This is a genomic window from Saccharopolyspora sp. (assembly GCF_017434145.1).
Taxonomy (GTDB): Bacteria; Actinomycetota; Actinomycetes; order Mycobacteriales; family Pseudonocardiaceae; genus Saccharopolyspora_C; species Saccharopolyspora_C galaxeae.
The window spans coordinates 1-20,979 of the sequence record NZ_JAFRFW010000567.1 but is presented as its reverse complement, the minus strand read 5'-3'; the positions used below and the strand labels follow the sequence as shown (position 1 = coordinate 20,979).

Annotated in this window: 16 protein-coding genes; 10 read left to right on the top strand and 6 right to left on the bottom strand. The window is 69.4% G+C overall.

Annotated features, from left to right (window positions below):
• Positions 1 to 92 precede the first annotated feature (92 nt).
• Positions 93 to 704: a GNAT family N-acetyltransferase gene (locus IJH84_RS15665; RefSeq protein WP_295145726.1), complete on the bottom strand. Its 612-nt coding sequence runs from the start codon at positions 702 to 704 to the stop codon at positions 93 to 95.
• 267 nt (positions 705 to 971) lie between these two features.
• Between IJH84_RS15665 and IJH84_RS15660 the strand changes: the two genes are divergently transcribed.
• Positions 972 to 2,357 (top strand): FAD-binding oxidoreductase, encoded by a 1,386-nt coding sequence (locus tag IJH84_RS15660; protein WP_295145724.1) that lies wholly within the window; start codon positions 972 to 974, stop codon positions 2,355 to 2,357.
• A gap of 24 nt (positions 2,358 to 2,381) precedes the next feature.
• Entirely contained in the window at positions 2,382 to 3,611 is a 1,230-nt protein-coding gene (locus IJH84_RS15655) for a cyclopropane-fatty-acyl-phospholipid synthase family protein (protein WP_200069855.1), read from the top strand.
• A 1-nt stretch (position 3,612) separates the two neighbouring features.
• Here the strand turns inward: IJH84_RS15655 and IJH84_RS15650 are convergent, their stop codons facing one another.
• Positions 3,613 to 5,031 carry a lipase maturation factor family protein gene (locus tag IJH84_RS15650; RefSeq protein ID WP_295145721.1) on the bottom strand — a complete coding sequence of 473 codons (1,419 nt, stop codon included), beginning with the start codon at positions 5,029 to 5,031 and terminating at the stop codon, positions 3,613 to 3,615.
• Between the two features lie 253 nt (positions 5,032 to 5,284).
• Between IJH84_RS15650 and IJH84_RS15645 the strand changes: the two genes are divergently transcribed.
• Together IJH84_RS15645 and IJH84_RS15640 are read left to right on the top strand one after the other, a co-directional pair.
• Positions 5,285 to 6,115 (top strand): putative RNA methyltransferase, encoded by an 831-nt coding sequence (locus tag IJH84_RS15645; protein WP_295145719.1) that lies wholly within the window; start codon positions 5,285 to 5,287, stop codon positions 6,113 to 6,115.
• 142 nt (positions 6,116 to 6,257) lie between these two features.
• Positions 6,258 to 8,909 carry an AAA family ATPase gene (locus tag IJH84_RS15640; protein ID WP_295145717.1) on the top strand — a complete coding sequence of 884 codons (2,652 nt, stop codon included), beginning with the start codon at positions 6,258 to 6,260 and terminating at the stop codon, positions 8,907 to 8,909.
• 57 nt (positions 8,910 to 8,966) lie between these two features.
• Here IJH84_RS15640 and IJH84_RS15635 read toward each other — a convergent pair whose 3' ends face one another.
• The gene (locus IJH84_RS15635; RefSeq protein WP_200069851.1) at positions 8,967 to 10,319 is read right to left on the bottom strand and encodes an FAD-dependent oxidoreductase; all 1,353 of its coding nucleotides are present in this window, start codon (positions 10,317 to 10,319) and stop codon (positions 8,967 to 8,969) included.
• A 378-nt stretch (positions 10,320 to 10,697) separates the two neighbouring features.
• On the opposite strand from IJH84_RS15635, the gene IJH84_RS15630 reads away from it, so the two are divergent.
• The 4 genes from IJH84_RS15630 (at position 10,698) to IJH84_RS15615 (ending at position 16,491) form a co-directional block, all read left to right on the top strand.
• The gene (locus IJH84_RS15630) at positions 10,698 to 11,531 is read left to right on the top strand and encodes an SAM-dependent methyltransferase (RefSeq protein ID WP_200069850.1); all 834 of its coding nucleotides are present in this window, start codon (positions 10,698 to 10,700) and stop codon (positions 11,529 to 11,531) included.
• Positions 11,528 to 13,639: an EAL domain-containing protein gene (locus tag IJH84_RS15625; protein WP_295145714.1), complete on the top strand. Its 2,112-nt coding sequence runs from the start codon at positions 11,528 to 11,530 to the stop codon at positions 13,637 to 13,639. Before IJH84_RS15630 ends, IJH84_RS15625 begins: the two co-directional genes overlap by 4 nt.
• 171 nt (positions 13,640 to 13,810) lie before the next feature.
• On the top strand, positions 13,811 to 15,835 hold the full coding sequence (gene thrS, locus IJH84_RS15620) for a threonine--tRNA ligase (protein WP_200069936.1): 2,025 nt from the start codon (positions 13,811 to 13,813) through the stop codon (positions 15,833 to 15,835).
• Entirely contained in the window at positions 15,832 to 16,491 is a 660-nt protein-coding gene (locus IJH84_RS15615) for an HIT domain-containing protein (RefSeq protein WP_295145712.1), read from the top strand. Before thrS ends, IJH84_RS15615 begins: the two co-directional genes overlap by 4 nt.
• Before the next feature lie 55 nt (positions 16,492 to 16,546).
• On the opposite strand, the gene IJH84_RS15610 is transcribed toward IJH84_RS15615, so the two are convergent.
• Positions 16,547 to 17,272 carry an SDR family NAD(P)-dependent oxidoreductase gene (locus IJH84_RS15610; protein ID WP_295145710.1) on the bottom strand — a complete coding sequence of 242 codons (726 nt, stop codon included), beginning with the start codon at positions 17,270 to 17,272 and terminating at the stop codon, positions 16,547 to 16,549.
• A 128-nt stretch (positions 17,273 to 17,400) separates the two neighbouring features.
• Positions 17,401 to 17,943: a YceI family protein gene (locus IJH84_RS15605; RefSeq protein WP_295145708.1), complete on the bottom strand. Its 543-nt coding sequence runs from the start codon at positions 17,941 to 17,943 to the stop codon at positions 17,401 to 17,403.
• A 200-nt stretch (positions 17,944 to 18,143) separates the two neighbouring features.
• Here IJH84_RS15605 and pgsA point away from each other — a divergent pair, with 200 nt between their 5' ends.
• Positions 18,144 to 18,737, top strand: a complete 594-nt coding sequence (pgsA, locus tag IJH84_RS15600; RefSeq protein ID WP_295145744.1) for a phosphatidylinositol phosphate synthase — start codon at positions 18,144 to 18,146, stop codon at positions 18,735 to 18,737.
• Between the two features lie 158 nt (positions 18,738 to 18,895).
• A complete protein-coding gene (locus IJH84_RS15595; protein ID WP_295145706.1) occupies positions 18,896 to 19,330 on the top strand; it encodes a hypothetical protein in 435 nt (144 codons plus the stop codon).
• Between the two features lie 37 nt (positions 19,331 to 19,367).
• On the opposite strand, the gene IJH84_RS15590 is transcribed toward IJH84_RS15595, so the two are convergent.
• The coding region (locus tag IJH84_RS15590) for an elongation factor G (protein ID WP_295145704.1) at positions 19,368 to 20,979 on the bottom strand (1,612 nt) is incomplete at its 5' end.

Sequence of the window (20,979 nt, the reverse complement as noted above, 5' to 3'; positions counted from 1 at the left end):
CCGTGGGTGGGCATACCCCACCCACGGCTCGCCGGGCCGCTGGCCGGTCCTGGGGCGGAGTGGTCGCCGGGAGACGCAGCGGCGACAGGCATTCAGAACCGCCCGATCGGAATCTCGAAGTGCACCGCGGGACTGTGCGCCGGGTCGGTCCGCCCGTCGAAGATCTCGTCGGCGATGCCTCGCCAGAACGGCTCCGCGCCGTCGATGCCTGCGTTGGTGTGCAAGTAGATCCGCTCGTAGCCGGGGGTGTCGGCGACGAATCGGCAGGCCGTTTCGACCAGTCCGCGCGCCAGCCCGTGCCGCCGGTGCTCCGGCCGGACGTAAACCCGGAAGATCTGGGCGGTGCTGCCGGACGGGTAGCGCTCCGCGAGCCACGCCGGATGCGGCGGGCTTTTCGGGCCGTCGGCGCGGACCGCGGCGGTGCCCACCACTTCGTCGCCGCGGGCCGCCACGAACAGCGCCTGCCGCGGGTGGTCGAAGTACGTGGCGGACATGTCGATCACGTCGTGATGCCACTTGGGGCTGTAGCCGTGCCCGAAGACCTCGTAGAAGGTGTCCAGCATGACCGACCGGGCCCCGTCGGCGTCCGAGCGGCGGGCGGGCCGGATCTCGTAGCCGGCCGCTCCGCGCCGGAGACCTGGCGCTGCCGGATCATCACCGACCGTGCGCCGCCGGTCGACCGTGGGTTGTTGCGATGCGTGCATGTCACCTCCGCGCGGCCGATGTGATCAAGATCGCTCGGCTTGTTGGAAATCATGTGCAACAGAGGCTATCCGGTGCTGCGCTCAACGGGTGATCCAGGGTGGCTGACCTGCGGAGTCATTCGCGTTCACGCATTGGTGCCCGAGTGGTCCCCGACGGGCGCGACCGGGCGGTTCCGCCCGATTTGACCGGGCGGCCGAACAACTCCGCGCGACGAGTCGCCGGAAGTGGGATGCCGCTGCCCCGTCCGCGCAATAAAGTCGGGAGCCATGGGAGTCGATCCGGGTACCTCGGGAGCCGTTTCCAGCCATTCCGAGGAGGTCGCCGCCCTGGTCGGCAGCTACGCCAGGATTCCTCCGGGGGAGCCGGTGCGGCTGGCGAAGCCGACCTCGAACCTCTTCCGGTTCCGCGGCGACTCGACCGCTCCCGGGCTCGACGTGGGCCGGATGAACCGCGTGCTCTCGGTCGATCCGGCGGACGGCACCGCGCAGGTGCAGGGCATGGCGACCTACGAAACCGTCGTCGACGCGCACCTGCCGACCGGGCACATGCCGCTGGTGATCCCGCAGCTCAAGACGATCACGCTCGGCGGTGCGGTGGCCGGTCTCGGCATCGAGGCCACTTCCTTCCGCAACGGGCTGCCGCACGAGTCCGTGCGGGAGATGGAGATCCTCACCGGCAGCGGTGAAGTCGTGGTGGCCCGCCCGGACAACGAGCACGCCGATCTTTTCCGCGGTTTCCCGAACTCCTACGGAACCCTCGGCTACGCCCTGCGGCTGCAGGTCGAGATCGAGCGGACCGAACCGTACGTGCGGGTCCGCCACGTCCGGTTCTCGACCGCCGAGGAATGCGCGGCCGCCATCGCCGAGATCTGCCGCGACGGCGAGTTCGAGGGTCACCGCGTCGATTTCCTCGACGGCACGGTCTTCGCCGCCGACGAGCAGTACCTATCGATCGGCACCTACGTCCCGGAAGCACCGGTGACGAGCGATTACACCGGTCAAGCCGTCTACTACCGCTCGCTGCGCGAGCACCAGACGGACCATCTGCGCACGCATGACTACTTGTGGCGCTGGGACACCGACTGGTTCTGGTGCTCCCGTGCTTTCGGTGTGCAACATCCGGCGGTGCGGCGGCTGTGGCCGCGCAAGTACCGGCGTTCGGACGTATACCGGCGCATCGTGGCGTGGGACCGCCGAGTGGGTTTCAGCGACCGGCTCGCGCGTGCGCGCGGCGGCGCGGGCAGCGAGCCGGTGATCCAGGACGTGGAGATCCCGGTCGATCGGCTCGCGGAGTTCCTGGAGTTCTTCCACCGCGAGATCGGCATCGCCCCGGTGTGGCTGTGCCCGGTGCAGCTGCGCGACCGGCAGGGCTGGCCGCTGTACCCGATGGATCCGGACACGCTCTACGTGAACGTGGGCTTCTGGTCGGCGGTGCAACTGCGGCCGGGGGAGCGGCTGGGCGACTACAACCGCGCGATCGAGGACTTCGTGAGCCGGATCGACGGGCACAAGTCGCTGTACTCGGACTCCTACTACGACGAGGACGAGTTCTGGCGGCTCTACAACCGTCCCGCCTACGAACAACTGAAACAGCGCTACGACCCGGACGGCCGGTTGCCCGGTCTGTACGAGAAGTGCGTGGGCAAGCCGTAGGGTCGGCAGGGAGGAGAACCGGAAATGGGTCTGGCAGAGGTGTTCCCGCGCATTCTGGGCGACGGTCTCGACGTGGAGTTCCGCGCCTACGATGGCAGCCGAGCGGGACGAGCCGGAGCCGACGTCGGCGTGCAGGTCCGTTCCCCGCTGGCGTTCTCGCACTTGGCGGCCGCACCGGACGAGCTGGGGCTCGCCCGCGCCTACATCACCGGGGCGTTGGAAGTGCACGGCGACATGTACACCGCGCTTTCCCGGTTCCCGGCCATCGCGCTGCAGGCGGTCTCGGCCCGCACCAAGCTCGAAGTCGGCGCCAGGCTCGCCGCGCGGCGTTTCTGGTGGCCGGTGCGCCCACCGGAGCAGGAGTACCGCCCGCGCGGGCTGCGGCACTCGAAGGCCCGCGACAGCAAGTCGGTCTCCTACCACTACGACGTGTCGAACCGCTTCTACGAGTGGGTGCTCGGCCCGTCGATGGCCTACACCTGCGCGGTCTACCCGGACGCGGCCTCCACTTTGGAGCAGGCGCAGTTCACCAAGCACGACCTGGTCGCGCGGAAACTGGGGCTGCGCGAGGGAATGCGGCTGCTGGACATCGGCTGCGGCTGGGGCGGCATGGTGATGCACGCCGCCAAGCACTACGGCGTGCGGGCGCTGGGCGTGACGCTGTCGCAGCAGCAGGCGCAATGGGCGCAGAAGGCCATTGTGGACAGCGGGCTCGCGGATCTGGCCGAAGTCCGCTACCTGGACTACCGGGACGTGCCGGAGACGGGGTTCGACGCGGTCAGCTCGATCGGGCTGACCGAGCACATCGGCCGCGCTGAACTGCCCGCCTACTTCTCCTCGCTGCGGGACAAGCTGCAGCCGGGCGGACGGCTGCTCAACCACTGCATCACCCGGCCCGACGGGACCCGCAAGACCAAGCCGGGCAAGTTCATCGGCCGCTACGTTTTCCCGGACGGTGAGCTGGAGGGGCCGGGCACGCTGATGTCGGCCATGCACGACAACGGCTTCGAGGTCCGGCACGAGGAGAACCTCCGGGAGCACTACGCGCTGACCCTCCGGGACTGGTGCGCGAACCTGGAGGCGCACTGGGACGAAGCGGTGCGCGAGGTGGGGCCCGCGCGGGCGCGGATCTGGCGGCTGTACATGGCCGCTTCCCGGCTGGGCTTCGAGAAGAACAACATCCAGCTGCACCAGATGCTCGGAGTGCGCCTCGACGACACCGATGCGCGGATGCCGCTGCGGCCCGCGTGGTGATTCAGGCCGGTGTGAGTTCGTCGAGCGACACCGCCGGGACGAGTTCGCTGACGGGGGTGCGCACCCACCACGCACCCTCGCGGCGTTCCTGCCGGTTCGCGAAGCGGTAGCGGAACAGCCGCGCGCGCACCAGCGCCGGAGGTTCGTCCGGGAACGGGTTGTGCCGCAACAACTTCAGCGCGTGCCGGTCGTTGCGCAGCATCGCCCGCAGCAGCCCGGGAAGCCAGCTGCGTCCGTAGCCGGGCGAGATCGCCACGAACCACATCAGCCAGTCCAGCCGCAGGTGGTACGGCGCGAACTGGCGCGGTCTGCGCCGCGGATCTCCCGGTTTGCCGCGGAATTCGTACTCCTGCCAACCGGATTCCCCGGTGCGGTCGGAAGTTCCCTCCAGCACCACCTCGTAGCGGGTGCGGGTGACGCTGCCGAACGCGCCGTAGGTGTTGCCCAGGTGCAGCTTGTTGAAGCTGCGGTTCATCACCTGGTGCGGGCCGATCATGTTGCGCACCGGCTGGTAGCTCAGCGCGAGCATCCCCGCGGTCACCGCCAGCACGACGATCTGGTGCCACAGCGGCGAATCCGTGGTCGGCGGTGCGGGCCAGCGCAGCAATCCGCCGTCCATCGCGGCGAACGCGAGCGTGATCGTGACCAGGTTGAGCCAGGCGAAGTTCCCGCTCAGCATCAGCCAGCCCTGAGTGATCACGATGAGCACGGCCGCGACATCGGCGCCCGGCTGCGGCGCGAACAGCGCGAACGGCACGATCAGCTGCGAGGCGTGGTTGGCGACCACTTCCACCTTGTGCAGCCGCGGGGACAGGTGGTGGAACCGGCGGCTGAGCGGCCCGGGCATCGGCTGCGTCTCGTGGTGGTAGTGCAGCGCGGTCAGGTCCCGCCAGCACGGATCGCCGCGCATCTTGATCAGCCCGGCGCCGAACTCGACGCGGAACAGCAGCCAGCACAGCAGCCACATGATCGGTGCCGGGGGAGTCGTGTGCGCAGGGCCCAGGAAGATCGCCAGGAACCCGGCCTCCAGCAGCAGCGACTCCCAGCCGAAGCCGTACCAGATCTGCCCGACGTTGACGATCGACAGGTACAACGCCCACAGCACCGCCCACACGAGCATCCAGGCCCACACCGGTAGCAGGCCGACCAAGCCCACCAGCGCCGCGCCGCTGAGCACCATCCCGGTCCACGCGACGACGCCGAAAAAGCGGTCGGAGTAGTGCAGGTGGAACAAGCTCGGCGCGCGGCGGAAACCCACCGCCGATAGAAAGCGCGGCACCGGGGTCAGGCCGTGCTCGCCGGCCAGCGGCCGGAACTGGTGCACCGCGGAGGCGAAGCCCAGCAGGTACACCGCCGCCAGCAGGTGCGAGACGACGGCCCGCGCCTGCCAGTACTCCGGCGCCCAGAACCACGCGCCCACGGCGGTCTCCTTCCGGTCCCTGCCCGCACGCTCACCCGCAGTGTGCCCAGGCGGCCGATCCGGCACGCCTGGCCCCTGCGCTTGCCCACCCCACCAGCCGAGTCGTTGCCGACCTGGACCCGCACGACTCCGTGCGATCTGGCTCGTCCGAAACTCCGGCGACCGAGCGGCTCCCCGACCTTCCGCCCCGGGCCTGGAATCCCCGGTCTCCCCGGCCGCTCCTTAGAATCGCTGCGCAGGGGAGGCGGAAAGGGTGTTCAACGATGTCGCACGACTGTTGGCGTGCCCGCATTGCGGGCGCGGTCTGCAACCAGCGGGGCGCACGCTGCGCTGCCCGGCGAACCACTCGTTCGACCTGGCCAGACAGGGCTACGTGAGCCTGCTGGGTGGGCGGGGCGCACCGGGACCCGGCGACACCGCCGAGATGGTGGCTGCACGCGCCGGTTTCCTCGCTTCCGGGCACTACGCACCGATCGCAGAAGCACTCGCCGACGTCACCGCGGCGACGCACACCGGCGGACCGGTGCTGGACGTCGGCGCCGGGACCGGCCACTACCTCGGGCGAGTGCTGGATGTGCTGCCCGGCGAGATCGGCGTGGCGCTGGACGTGTCGAAGTACGCTTCCCGGCGGGCCGCGAAGGCCCACCCGCGCGCCGCGGCCGTGCTCGCCGACGCTTGGCGGACCTTGCCCGTGCGCGACGCCGCATTCGCCACCGCGCTGAACGTGTTCGCCCCGCGCAACGCCGTCGAGACGCACCGCGTGCTGCGCCCGGGCGGGCACCTCGTGGTGGTCACGCCGAACTCCGGGCACCTGGCCGAGTTGGTGTCCGAACTGGACCTGCTCACCGTGGACGAGCGCAAGCAGCAGCGGCTCCGGGATCAGCTCAGCGACCACTTCGAGCCGGTGCGCAGCCGGCGGTGCGAGTTCGCCATGCGGCTCACCGCCGAAGAAGTGGCCGCCGTGGTCGGCATGGGCCCGAACGCCTGGCATTCCACGGAATCCCTTTCGGCTCGTATCGCCGCGTTGCCGGACTCCTTCCCCATCACGGGCTCCGTCACCGTTTCAGTCCAGCGTAGGCGCTGATCGACCGATTTTCGGGCGTTTTCGGCACTCCCCGTGTTGGAATATGCCAACTGCTCGGCTAGATGGGGAAATGCGAGTAGGCGCCAGAGGGGCAAGTATGGTCTCGGTCGCCGGGATGACGAGATCGATTTCTGGGTGGGGTATGGAGTCCGCGAAAATGCTTGCGCAACGGATCGAGCGGGAAATAGAATCGCTCGGCGAAGCCTCCGAAAAGCGGGTCAAGGAGGTCGTCGAGCACATTGCGATCCCTCCCGCGGGGCCGTCGAAGCACCCGTTTAACGGGTACGTCGAGTCGGTTAGGGTCCAGGGCATCCGGTCTTTCGGTGCGGAGCAGGAACTGGAACTTTCCCGGGGTCTTACGATCCTGTACGCGGAGAACGGAACCGGCAAGACCAGCATCATCGACGCCGTCGAGTTGCTTACCAAAGGGGTGACAACTCGCGCGTCGCAACCCGCCGGTCCGGCGGGCGAGGTCAAGGACGAGAACAATGTCCCTTATTCTGACGTCGACGGAAAATTGACGGACATCGAGCCGAATGTATCAATATCCTGGATACAGGACGGAAAGCCGGGACGAGCGGTTTGGAACGGAGCGTGGGGTCAGGCCGCAGCGGATGCACCACCGGTGCAGCTGATTGCTCGTCGCCGGTTGCGAGAGGTCATCAACTTGTCCGGGGCGGATCGAGCCGATCTCCTTGGCCACGCAGCTGGTCTGGGCGACTTGGCCCAGGTCTGGGGCGATGCTCAGAAAGCATTGGACCAGCGGGGGAAGGAACTCAGTTCGGTCGAAGCGTTGCCGTCAGCTGCCATGCAGGACGCCGTCACCTGGGCCGAGGGAGTGCACGACTGCACGAGCGCGGTTCCGGTCGAGGAGATCGCGAAGTTGGTGGAGCGGAACGCGCAGCAGGCCATCGCGCGGTGCGCTCCGGATTCTCGCGGGCCCGGCGAGAGATTGTCCGAGGCTTGGGAGGCGCCGCTCCCGCGGCCTCCTGAGGTCCTCCCAGCAGCGGGGCTCGAAGATTTGGTGCAACGGCTCACTGACCAAGAGTCCCGTGAAGTTCCGCGTCTGTCGGAAGCCCTCGATCAGGCCACTCTGCGTCTGCTCGAGTCCTTCGCGGAGGTCGCGATCGCGGGCGAGGCATGCCCGGCGTGCACCGTCGCGACCGTGACCAGTGACCGGATCGCCGCCGTGCACCGGTTACTGGAGTCGGTTCGTGACGTGCGCGAGTACCAGGAGGCTGACAGCGCTCTCCGGAAGGAAGCACGAGGGTTCGCTCAGGGGTTCCGGCCGTACCTCGAATGGCGGTTCCCGGAATGGGACGACGCAGCCGTGCGGTCGTTCGCGGGGGAGGACCGGAATTTCTCTGCCGCATACGGCGAAGCGCGGTCCTCCAAAACGGCCTGGGACCAGCAATGCACGGTGTTGTGGGACAGAATCGAGACAGCCGGACGCGAACCTTCTGCTGATTCGATGCGTTCGGTCGTGGAGGCGCTGCGGCGGCTGGTCGACCTCCGCGAAGTTGCTGACAGGAATGCTCGCGCGGCCGAGCACCTGCGTTCGGAGTTACTCCGGGACCGCAAGGACGCCGAACTTGCGAAGGCGACGTGGCGGCGGGACAACGCCCGCGCCATCGCGGAAGCCATTGACGCGCGGCGCAAGCGGGACGTCGACGCGCGGAATCTCAGGATCGCGGCCCAGCGCCTCAAAGCTCGCCGTGCTGAGGTGCTGGAGGCGAAGCTCACGGCGCTCGCAGAGCCGATCAGTTCCTGGTTGCGCCGATTGGCCCCGGACCACACACCTTCGGTCCGGCTGCAGGTGAGTCCCGGAGCTCAGAAGCCGAGACTCAACGTGCTGGTCGGCCAAGGCAAGCAGACCGCGATCGGGCGCCTGTCGGACTCGCAGCTGGACATGCTCGGTCTGGCCGTGCACCTCGCGACGCTGGAGCAGGAGCAGTCCGGAGCGCCAGTGATCATTGACGATCCGACCGACATGCTCGACGCGGCAACCGTCGAAAAGCTCGCCGGGGAGGGCATTGGTGACCTCCTCGGTCCGCCGAACGGACCGGGCCGGCAGGTCGTGGTGCTCACCCACGACGAACAGTTGGTGCGATCGCTCTGGAAACATCACGGTGCTCGATGGCCGCTTACCACTCAGTGGTTCACCGAACTCGACCGTGAGATCGAGCCGACCCCGCAGTCTTTGATCAAGCCCCGATCGCCGCAAGAATATGCCGACCGGCTGAAAGCTCTGTTGCAGAGCAATGCGGACGCCGAGAACCGAATTTGGTTGCGCAGCGCTGCTGGAAATTTGGCGCGGCAGACGCTCGAGGCCATAATCGGAGACCTGTTCGAAGTCGTCGGGCCGCGCGGGCTGCGGTACTTGCCCGATCTCAGCAACGTGCGGGAGGACCGCGAGAAGCGGGGGGTGCTCAAGCACTTCGATCTGTTGGACGAGCAGTTGCGGAAGATCCAGAAGATGCATGCAGGGTGCACCGAGAGGTGCCACGCCAATGTCGCCGAATTCATCGATGAGCTCCTGGAGATGCACGCTGAACGAGGCGATTACCTGTTGAACGAAGCTAGTCACGCGAATTGTGTATATCCGAGGATCGCGCAGGTCCGGGAGTATCAGAAGAAGTTGAGCAAGAACGCGAACCGCTTCCAGCACGCCCGAAGGAAGAGCCGGGTGCCGGGTGCTAGGCCGGATGATTGGCCCGAGACCTCGGAGTGGAGCCGTGCACTGGCGGCTTGCTCCAACTGTCAGGTGCAGCAGTTTTTCCCGCACCTGTCCTGAAATGCGCAACCGGCCCGCCGGCGGATGCACGCCGACGGGCCGGTCCGAATCCGCGCCTCAGTCCTCGCTGCGGGAGATGCGGATCATGTCGTCGCGCGGCACGACCTTGATCCGCTCGCGGCCGGCTGCTTCGCCGAGGGCCTGCTCGTGCGCGTCGAGCAGCTTCCAGCCGTCCCAGGTGGTGTAGCGGACGCCGTTGTCGTCGAGCAGCCGCAGCACGCTGTCCGGGTTCGGGTCCTCCGCGGTGGGCATGGTGTCCAGGTCGGCCAACAGGTTGTTGATCGTCTCCATGGCGTCGCCCTTGGTGTGCCCGATCAGGCCGACCGGCCCGCGCTTGATCCAGCCGGTGGTGTACACGCCGGTGATGTGCTCGCCGTCCAGGTCCAGCACCCGGCCGCCGTCGTTGGGCACGGTGCCGGTGTTGTGGTCGAACGGGATGTCGGCCACCGGCGTGCTCAGGTAACCGACGGCCCGGTAGACCGCCTGCACCGGCGTGTCCTCGAACTCGCCGGTGCCGCGCACGCCGCCTGCGCCGTCGAGTTCCATGACCTCGGTGCGCAGCCCCTCGACCCGGTCGGTGCCCAGCACCTCGGTGGGTCCGCGCAGGAAGTGGAAGTGCAGCCGCCGCGGGGTGTCGTACCGCGGGTCCCGCAGCGCCCAGTCCTGGAAGGTCTTCACGATCGACTTGGTCTGGTTGTTGTCCCGGATGGCGGCTTCGCTGCCCTCGTCGAGCTCGAAGCCCTCCGGGTGCACGATCAGTTCCACGCCGGGCTGGTGGTCGAGTTCGCGCAGTTCCAGCGGGGTGAACTTGGCCTGCGCGGGACCGCGGCGAGCGTAGAGGTGCACGTCGGTGACCTGGGAGTCCCGCAGTCCCTGGTAGACGTTGTCCGGGATCTCGGTGCTCAGCAGATCGTCGGCCTGCTTGGCCAGCACCCGCGCCACGTCCAGCGCCACGTTGCCCGCGCCGATCACGGCGACCTCGCGGGCGTCCAGCGTCCAGTCCCTCGTGGTCTCCGGGTAGCCGTCGTACCAGTAGACGAACGCCGCGGCGCCGTGGCTGTGCGGCAGGTCGATGCCGGGGATGTTCAGGTCCCGGTCCTTGTCCGCGCCGGTCGAGAAGATCACCGCGTCGTAGTGCCTGCGCAGCTCGTCGAGCTTGACGTCCTCGCCGTAGTTCACGCCGCCGAGGAACCGGATCTGGTCCTTCTCCATGATCCGGCGCAGCGCGTTGACGATGCCCTTGATCCGCGGGTGGTCCGGTGCCACGCCGTACCGGATGAGCCCGTACGGCGCGGGCATCCGGTCGAGCAGGTCGATGTCCACTGGGGTCTCGGACTTCGTCAGGATGTCCGCGGCGTAGACACCGGCTGGTCCGGCCCCGACGATCGCCACTCGCAGTGGGCGGGTCATGCAAGTCCTCCTGCTCGGATTCCGAAATCGCACGCCGGGATCGCCCGGCGTCCGGGCGCGCTTCCGGCCGGCCGGCGGCGCTGCCGGGGCCGGGCGCTGCCCGACACTTCCAGCTTAGGTTGCCCTAACCGCCGATCCCGGTATACGGACGGTGAGAAGCCTCATAGGCGCCGCTGCACGGTTCGGTCCACAAGCCGCACGGCGGCGGGTTACCGAACGCGGAGGGTCACAGTACGATCACGAGCGGCGCTGCCGGGCGTACCCGATGACGATCTTGTGCAGTACCGTCTTTCGTAGGTTGCTTGGAACGAGCGCAGCAGCAGGCGCTACCTACTTCCGCGAGTTCGCCTGCACCGAAACCGTCAGCAGGAGGCCACGATGCACCAGCGGCCGGAAGGGCTGGGTGCCGACCTCGAACGACCCAGCGTGGCGCGGTGCTACGACTACTGCCTCGGCGGTGCGCACAACTTCGCCGTCGACCGCGCGCTGGTGCGCAAGCTGCTGCACGCGGAGCCGCGGGCGCGGCACCTGGCCCGGCACAACCGGATCTTCCTGCATCGCGCGGTGCACTACTGCCTGCGCCGAGGCGTGCGGCAGTTCCTGGACCTCGGCTCCGGCATCCCCACGCTCGGCAACGTCCACGAGGTCGCGCTGCAAGCCGAACCGCGGGCGCGCGTGGTCTACGTGGACAACGATCCGGTCGCCGTGGCGCACGGGCGCACGATCCTGGAAGGCGACGATCGCGCCGACGCGGTGCACGCCGACCTGCTCGACGTGCAGTCGGTGCTGCACGCGGAGCCGGTCACCCGGCTGCTGCGGTTCAGCGAGCCCATCGGCCTGATCCTGGCCTCGGTGCTGGAGTTCGTCCCGGACGAGCTGGAACCGCACAAGGCGCTGCGCGACTACTACGACCGGATCGCGCCGGGCAGCCTGCTGTGCCTGTCGCACCTGGCCGCCGATGTCGCGCCGGAATCGGCCGCGCGGATCACCGCCATCCGCTTCGACGGCTTGCCCGGAATGGTCGCGCGCGGACGCGCCGAACTCACCGGACTGCTGGGCGGGTTCGAACCGGTCGAGCCCGGCCTGGTGCCCGTCCCCGAATGGCCGCCGGAATCCACTGAGGACGATCCAGAGCGCCCGGAGGAATCGCTCATGCACGGCGTCGTCGCGCGCAAGCGAAGCGGCCGCGGAAACGCGGGTGACCCGAGGTGAACCCTTCCCCGGAACGGGCCGAGTTCGTCCGCCGCTGGACCCGCGAGATCATCCGGACCAGCTACGTGCCGCTGGCGCGCAGCGACATCGAGTCCTTCCTGGCCGGACATCTCGACGCGCTGCTGTCCGCACCGGACACCGACGCGGTGGCCGCGGCCGCCGGGGAGCTGGGCGAGCGGCTGGTGCGGGTGCACTTCACCAACCCGGCCGCGCTGGAGCGCACGCTGTGGATGCTCGGCGATCAGCTGCCGGAACCCCTCGACGGGCAGCCGACAGGGCCCGTCCGGTCGCCGCTCGTGCTGGGTTCGGTGGCCGCGGGCTACGCGGGGCAACTGCGCGAGCAGACCTTGGACGAGCAGGAAGTCATCAAGCGGGCGGTGCTGCAGGCACGGGACTCGGCCGAGGAGGCGCTGCGCGCGAGCGAGGCGCGGTTCCGCGCGGTGTTCACCTCTTCGGCGCTGGGCATCGCGATCGTCGCGCTGGACGGCACCGTCGAAGAGGTCAACTCCCCGCTGGAGCGCATCTTCGAGTCGGTGTGCGAGGCAGTGGTCGGGCGCCGCGTGTTCGACCTGGTCGACCGCAAGTGGCTACCGGAGCTGGCCGAGAACGTGGCCGCGCTGGCCGCGGGCGATGTGGACCGGTTCCAGGCCGAGACGCGGTGCAGCGGCCCGGACGGCGCGCACATCTGGACCCGGTTGTCCGCATCGCTGGTGCGCGATTCCGACGGCGAGCCGGACTACCAGGTGGTGCTCTACGAGGACATCACCCAGCGGCACATGCTCGAGGAGCAGTTCCGCAGGCAGGCCACCCTGGACCCGCTGACCGGACTGGCGAACCGCACGCAGCTCAAGACCACGCTGGACCAGGCGCTGGATCCGACGCACCCGGGGCGCCGGGTCGGGCTGTGCTACTTCGACCTGGACGGCTTCAAGGCGATCAACGACAGCCTCGGCCACCCGATAGGCGACGAGCTGCTGCGCGCGGTCGCCCAGCGGTTGCAGGTCATGGTGCTGGCCGAGGACGGGCTGGCCGCGCGGATGGGCGGCGACGAGTTCGTGGTGCTGCTGAAGGATTCGCGGGGCGCGGCCCGGCTGGTGGAGCTGGTCGAGCAGCTGCTGGCGGCGATCACCGAGCCGGTCTCCATCCGCGGCCACCAGCTCACCGCATCGGCCAGCGTCGGCGTGGTGGAGACCGCGGTGACCGACACCGGGCCGGACGAACTGCTCTCCGACGCCGACATCACGCTGTACCGGGCGAAGAACGACGGCCGGGCGCAGTGGGCGCTGTTCGACCCCGAGCACAACGCGGCCGCGCGGCGGCGGTTCCGCCTGTCGGCGTCGATGCCGAGCGCGCTCGACGACGAAGAGCTCTACATCGAGTACCGGCCGGTGGAGTACGTCGGCAGCGGCAACCTCGTCGGCGTGGAGGCCCACGTGCGCTGGGACCACCCGGAGCTGGGTGAGCTGGACGCGGCGGACTTCCTGGAGCTGGCCGAGGAGACCGGGATGATCACCCGGCTCGGCATCTGGGCGCTGGAGCGGGTCTGCGCGCACGCGGCGCACTGGCGGGAGCGGTTCGGCGACCGCTCGCCGATGGCCGCCGTGGGCCTGTCCGCGCGGCAGCTGCACGACCCGGAACTGGTCGGCGACATGCGGCGCATCCTGCGCGAGACCGGGCTGCCCGCCGACAAGCTGGTCATCGGGGTGCCCGAGGCCGCGCTGTTCGACCAGCACGGCGACCCGGTGGACGCGCTGGAGATCTTCGACGAGATGGGGCTGCGGCTGGCGGTCTACGACTTCGGCAGGGACACCCGCGAAGCCGCCCGGCTGCGCAGTCTGCCGTTGCGCGCGGTGCGCCTGTCCGGCGGGTTCCTGGACAGCTTCGCCGCGCCGGACGGACCGGATCCGCTGGACGAGCACCTGGTGCGCAGCCTGGTCGGCACCGCCGAGCTGCTCGGCCTGCCGGTGATCGCCAACAGCGTGCACACGAAACAACAGGCGAACCGGCTGCACCGGCTCGGCGTGCACGGCGTGGTCGGCCCCTGCACAGGCGGACTGGCCTCCGCGATGGAGATCGAAGCCGCGATCATCGACAGCGGTCTGCGCTGACGAAACCGGCGCCGTCCGCGCCGGGCAGGGGCGCGAACCGGGTGGCGGGCAGCCGATAGCATCGGGCGGACGGAGTCACCGCGCGCAGCCGCACCCGTCAGCAACCGACGAACCCCGCGACGAGGAGTCATCGTGTCCGTTCAGCCGTCCGAAGCCCAGCAGGTCGCCAGGGTGAAGGTCCCGGCGGGCACTACGGCCGGTTCGGCCGTACTCGAAGCGGGCCTGCCTTCCCAGGGGCCGCAGGCGATCATCGTGGTCCGCGACGCCGACGGCGAGCTGCGGGATCTGGCATGGGTGCCGGAATCCGACGTCGAAGTCGAAGCGGTCCCCGCCGACACCGAAGCAGGCCGCAGCGTCATCCGGCACTCCGCCGCGCACGTGCTCGCCCAGGCCGTGCAGCAGCAGTTCCCGGACGCCAAGCTCGGCATCGGCCCGCCGGTCAAGGACGGCTTCTACTACGACTTCGACGTGGACCGCCCGTTCACCCCGGACGACGTGCAGGCGCTGGAAAAGCGCATGAAGCAGATCATCAAGTCCGGGCAGAAGTTCTCCCGCCGCCGCCTGGACTCGATCGAGGCCGCCAGGCAGGAGCTCGCCGCCGAGCCGTACAAGCTGGAGCTGGTGGACCTCAAGTCCGCCGCCGACGAGGTGGACACCAGCGAGGTCATGGAGGTCGGCGCGGGCGAGCTGACCGTCTACGACAACGTCGACCGGCACGGCGAGGTGGTCTGGGGCGACCTCTGCCGCGGCCCGCACGTGCCGCACACCCGGTTCATCCCGGCGTTCCGGCTCACCCGCGTCGCCGCCGCCTACTGGCGCGGTGACCAGAGCAACCGGCAGTTGCAGCGGGTCTACGGCACCGCGTGGGAATCCAAGGAGGCCATGGCCGAGCACCTGGAGTGGCTGGCCGAGGCGGAGCGCCGCGACCACCGCAAGCTCGGCGCCGAGCTGGACCTGTTCTCCTTCCCGGAGGAGGTCGGTTCCGGCCTGCCGGTGTTCCACCCCAAGGGCGGCATCATCCGCCGCGAGCTGGAGGACTACTCGCGGCGCAGGCACGAGGCCGCCGGCTACGAGTTCGTGAACAGCCCGCACATCACCAAGAGCACGCTGTTCGAGACCTCCGGGCACTTGAGCTGGTACAAGGACGGCATGTTCCCGGCGATGCACCTCGACGAGGAACGCGACGAGAACGGCGAGGTCCGCAAGCCCGGCCAGGACTACTACCTGAAGCCGATGAACTGCCCGTTCCACAACCTGATCTACCGCTCCCGCGGCCGGTCCTACCGGGAGCTGCCGCTGCGGCTGTTCGAGTTCGGCTCGGTGTACCGCTACGAGAAGTCCGGTGTGGTGCACGGCCTGACCCGGGTGCGCGGCATGACCCAGGACGACGCGCACATCTACTGCATGCCCGAGCAGTTGCAGGACGAGCTGAAGTCGCTGCTGACGTTCGTGCTGGACCTGCTGCGCGACTACGGCCTCGAGGACTTCTACCTGGAGCTGTCCACCCGCAACGAGGAGAAGTACGTCGGCGACGACGAGAGCTGGCGGGTGGCCACCGAGGCGCTGCGCGAAGCCGCCGAGTCCTCCGGCCTGGAGCTGGTGCCGGACCCTGGCGGCGCGGCGTTCTACGGCCCGAAGATCTCCGTGCAGGCCAAGGACGCGCTGGGCCGCAGCTGGCAGATGTCGACCATCCAGGTCGACTACCACCTGCCCGAGCTGTTCGACCTGGAGTTCACCGCGCCGGACGGTTCCAAGCAGCGGCCGATCAAGATCCACCGGGCGCTGTTCGGTTCGATCGAGCGGTTCTTCGGCGTGCTCACCGAGCACTACGCGGGCGCGTTCCCGGCGTGGCTATCGCCGGTGCAGGCGATGGGCATCCCGATCGCCGACGAGCACGCCGAGCACCTGGACGGTGTGGTGAAGGCGTTGCGCGCCAAGGGAATCCGCGCCGAGGTGGACCACGGCGACGACCGGATGCAGAAGAAGATCCGCACCCACACCACGCAGAAGGTGCCGTTCCTGCTGCTGGCGGGCGGCAAGGACGTGGAAGCGGACGCGGTTTCGTTCCGGTTCCGCGACGGCTCCCAGATCAACGCGGTGCCGGTCGCCGACGCGGTGGCCGCGCTGAGCCGCTGGGTGGATCGCCGGGACAACACCTCACCGTCCGCGGAGACCTTCCAGGCGGAGCTGGCGTGAGCGAGTCCGGGATGAGCGGCGAGACTTCCGCGGGCGGCCCGCGCGGCGAAGGTGGTCCGCCCGAGGACACCGGTTCGCTCGACGACACCGGTGTCCAGTTCTCCGAGCAGCAGGGCATCGGTATCCCGGACGCGCTGCAGCGGCTGTGGACGCCGCACCGGCTGGCCTACATCCAGGGCGAGAACAAGCCGGCGGGCGAGGCCAGCGAGGGTTGCCCGTTCTGCGGGCTGCTCGATTCGGGCCTGCCGGACGACGAGACGCTGATCGTGGCCCGTGACGAGCTCGTCTTCGCGATCCTGAACCTGTACCCGTACAACCCGGGGCACCTGATGGTGCTGCCGTACCGGCACGTCGCCGACTACACGGATCTCACCGTCGAGGAGACGGCCGCGGTCGCGGCGTTCACCCAGCAGGCGATGCGGGTGATCCGCGGGGTTTCCGCGCCGCACGGGTTCAACATCGGGCTCAACCAGGGTCCGGTGGCCGGCGCGGGGATCGCTGCGCACCTGCACCAGCACGTGGTGCCGCGCTGGGGCGGCGACTCGAACTTCATGCCGGTCATCGGGCACACCAAGGTTCTGCCGCAGCTGCTCGGCGACACCCGCAAGCTGCTGGCCGACGCCTGGAACTCCGGAAGCGGCGAACTGCTGAACTGACGCGAAAGGCCGAGAACGCGCACGAGGGTTCCCGGCCTTTTCGCTTTCCGGCGCATCAGCGCGTGGTGCGGGCGCCGCCGTTCGGATTGATGACCTGGCCGGTGATGAACCGCGCATCCGCGGACGCGAGGAAGTGCACCGCCCCGGCGATCTCGTCCGGAAAGCCGTGCCGTCCCAGCGCGGTCAGCGAGATGAGGTGGTCGTGGCGCTCCTGCGAGACCCCGCTGCCGAAGAACTCGGTGTCCGGGATGTACCCGGGAGCCACCACGTTGGACGTGATGTCGCGCGGCCCGAGCTGCTTGGACAGGCCGACGCTGTAGGACGCCAGCGCCGCCTTGGCGCTGCCGTACGCACCGCTGCCCTGATCGGCTCCGACCGACCCGATGTGCACCACGGCGCCACCGCGCGCGAGCTTGTCGTCGCAGGCCTCGGTCATCAGCGCAGCGGTGATGAGGTTCGCGTCGATGTTGGCCCGCCAGCGGTGCAGGCTGCCCTTCAGCCCGCCGCCCGCCGGCTCGCGGAAGTCGGTGTTCCCGCCCGCGTTGTTGACCAGCACGTCCACTTCGCCGTCGATGCGCGCCACCGCGCTTTCGACGGCGTCCGGGTCGATCCCGTCGCACGGCAGCGCGTGCGCATCGCCGCCGAGCTCGCGGGCGGTGCGCTCCAGCACCTCGGTCCGGCGCCCGGTGATGTAGACGCGGTCGGAGTCCTGGACGAATCGTGCCGCGATGGCGCGCCCCAGTCCGCTACCACCACCGGTCACGAGGACTGTCCTGCTCACTAAGCACTCCAAATCTGTTCAGAACCGGGCGATCTGTTGAGAATCGGGCAAATCTGTTCAGAACCGGACATCGGGTGCTCGCGGCGGCCGAGAGCGCACCCCGCGTTCTCGGCCGCCGCGGTTTCCGCTCACTGGGAGCGGAGGTTGGCCTCGATCTCCAGGGTGATCTTGACCTTCTCGCCCAGCATGGCGCCGCCTTCCGGGCCGACGCCGAAGTCGGCGCGGTTGATCGTGGTGCCCGCCGAGATGCCCAGCAGCGTCCCGCCCTGGCCGTCGTCGGTGAACCCGCCCAGCTCGGCCTGCAGCGCGACCGGCTTGGTCACGCCGTGCAGGGTGAACTCACCGTCGATGATGTACTCGTCGCCGTCCTGGCGGATGCCGGTGGAGCGGAACCCGGCCTTCGGGTGGGTTTCGACGTCGAGGAAGTCGCTGCCGCGCACGTGCGCGTCGCGGTCGGCGTTGCCGGTGTTGATCGTGGCGGGGTCGATGTCCGCGGTCACCGTGGAGTCCAGCGGGTTCTCCGCGATGACGATCTCGCCGCGGAAGCCGTCGAACCGGCCGCGGGACCGGCCGACGCCGAGATGGCGCAGCGCGAACTCGACGTCGGAGTGCACGCTGTCGATGTCGTAGGTGCCGACGGCGTAGCCGGGGATCTGGGCGGCAGAGCTCATGAGTCCTCCTCGGGGGGATCCGGAGTACGTTCCGGTTGGCCCAACGCCGATGGCGGCCCGGGCATTCCCGGTGTGCGGCCGATCACTTCGGGTGCCGCTGCGGCCGCCTGGTTGCGCGCCGCTGCGATCAAGGCGGCTAATCTCGGAGTGCACCAGGCGGTGCGATGGACACGGTGGACGAGGCAGCGGCAGTACAGGCGATGCTCAACATATTCGCGCGGAGCTCGGTTTCCCGGTGGACTGATCCGGTCGGCGCCGGGCTCGTCCGGCTGGGGCTCTCGCCGAACGTCGTGACGGTGCTGGGGACTTCCGCCAGCGTCGCTTCCGCGCTGTGGTTCTTCCCCCGCGGCCGGTTGTTCCTCGGAACCGTCGTGGTCGCGGTTTTCCTGCTGTTCGACGTGCTCGACGGCGCGATGGCCCGCGCGGGCGGCAAGGCCAGCACCTTCGGCGGCGTGCTCGACGCCAGCTGCGACCGGATCGCCGACGGAGCGCTGTTCGGCTCGCTGGTGTGGTGGGCGCTGGTGGTCGACGGCGACCGGCCGCTCGGAGCGGGGCTGCTGCTGTGCCTGGTGTGCGCGCAGGTGATCTCGTACGTGAAGGCCCGCGCGGAGGCGAACGGGCTGCGCGCGAACGGCGGGCTGGCCGAGCGGGCCGAGCGGTTCCTGTTCGTCCTGATCGGCACCGGACTGCACGGCCTTGGCGTGCCGTACGTGCTCGACATCGCGGTGTGGGCGCTGGCGGTGCTCTCGATCGTCACGGTCGTGCAGCGCCTCGCCACCGCCGCGCGCGCTTGAGCCTCGCCCTCGCGCTCCAGTTTCTTCGCTGCCGGACCACGTGAAGTGCCGTTCGCGCGTTGCTGTTCGGCCGGTCGGCCTGGGGGAGCTTCCTGGGTTCGCTGTCGTAGGCTCGCACCGGTTTCAGCAGCGGCGATCAGCCGGAGGTGGGCAGCTCAATGGCCGTGCAGGACGACGTGCGTTTCGACGTGCACATCTGGGCGTGGGCGAACGGAGCGTTCGACTGGTTCCCGCTCGCGTCCGGGATCGACGCCGAGGCGGCCGAGGTGCTGCGCAAGACCGCGCTCTGGGACCTGGACATCGCCGAGGCCGAGACCCGGTCCAAAACCGAGTCGGAGACCGCGGCCGCGAGCGCCCCGCCGGTGACCTTCCCGCTCACCGAAGCCGGCGAGTACGCCGTCTGGATGCGCTACCCGTCCGCTGGCGGCAAGGTCCCGTGGGGCTTGATCGCCGACCACCTGACTCCGGAGCAGACCCGCGCTTACACCGGCAATCCGCGGATCCAGCTCAACGTCCAACCGGCCGCGGACCGTTCGGAGCCGTCTCCCGCCGAAGCAGCGGAAACAGCCGAAACCGACGATCCGGCGGACTAGCACCTCGCACGATTCGCCGGGCGTGCTCGCGCGCCGATCAAGGCGTCGGCATCGGGTCGTAGCGTTCGAAGTGGCGGGTGAACGACGCGCTGCCGGAACTCAGCGAGCGGACGTTGATGGTGTAGCGGGTCAGCTCGCTGGACGGGACGTGCGCGTGCACCACGGTCCAGCCGGTGTCCTCCGGCTCGGTGCCGACGACCTTCCCGCGGCGGCTGGACAGATCGCCGAGGATCGCGCCCAAGTGGTCGTCCGGGATGTAGACCGCGACCGCGTCCACCGGCTCCAGCGTGACCAGTCCGGCCTGCTCGGCGGCGGCGCGCAGCGCCAGCGAACCGGCGGTCTGGAACGCGGCGTCGGAGGAATCCACGCTGTGCGCTTTGCCGTCGACGAGCGTGATCCGCAGGTCGACCAGCGGGCGGCCCTCTTCCAACCCCCGCTCGACCTGCGCGCGAACGCCCTTCTCCACGCTGGTGATGAACTGCTTGGGGATCGCACCGCCCACGACGCGGTCCAGGAACTCGATGCCGGAGCCGCGCGGCAACGGCTCGACCTCGATGTCGCACACCGCGTACTGGCCGTGCCCGCCGGACTGCTTCACGTGCTTGCCGTGGCCCTTCGCCGCCTGCCCGAAGGTCTGCCGCAGCGCCACCCGCACCGGTTCGGTGTCGACCTCCGCGCCGCCTTCGCGCAGCCGTTGCAGCATCACGTCCGCGTGCGCCTCGCCCATGCACCACAGCACCAGTTGGTGCGTTTCGGTGTCGCGCTCCAAGCGCAGGCTCGGGTCCGCGGCGACGAGCCGATTCAGGTTGCGCGCCAAGGCATCCTCGTCGTTGCGGGTGCGTGCGGTGACCGCGACGGGCAGCAGTGGTTCCGGCATCGGCCACGGCGACATCAGCAACGGGTCGGCCGGATCCGACAGCGTGTCGCCCGTTTCGGCCGAGCCGACCTTCGTCAACGCGCACAGATCACCCGCCACGCACCGCGGCACTTCGCGCAATCCCGAGCCCAGCGGCGAATACACGTGCGCAACCCGCTCGTCCTCGTCGTGGTCCGGGTGGCCGCGCTCGGCCATGCCGTGCCCGGAAACGTGCACCGGCCGTTCCGCGAGCAACGTGCCGGAGAAGACCCGCGCCAGCGACACGCGGCCCACGTAGGCGTCCACCGCGGTGTGCACGACCTCGGCGGCCAGCGGTCCGGACGGGTCCGGTCCGAGCCGCCGCGGATGGGCCCCGCGCGGGTCGGTGAACTCCGGGGGAGGGTGTTCGAGCGGAGAGGGGAACCCGCGCACGATGCCGTCCAGCAGCTCCGGCAGGCCGACTCCCGTCGCGGTGCACACCGGCAGCACCGGGTGCAGGCCGCCGCGGGAGACCGCGGCCTCCAAGTCCGCGATCAGCGTGGGCTCGTCGATGTGCTCGCCTTCGAGGTAGCGCTCCATCAGCGACTCGTCCTCGCTCTCGGCGATGATCGCCTCGATCAGCTCGGCCCGCTCCCGCTCGACTTCCCGGGGCGAGCCGGTGCCGGACGTCGTCCCGGTGAGCACGCCGGTCAGGCCGGTGGCCGAGCCGTCCGCACCGCGCAGCGGCAGGTACAGCGGCAGCACACCGGCCCCGAACGCTTCCCGGCAGGACTCCAGCGCGGCCTCGGCGTCG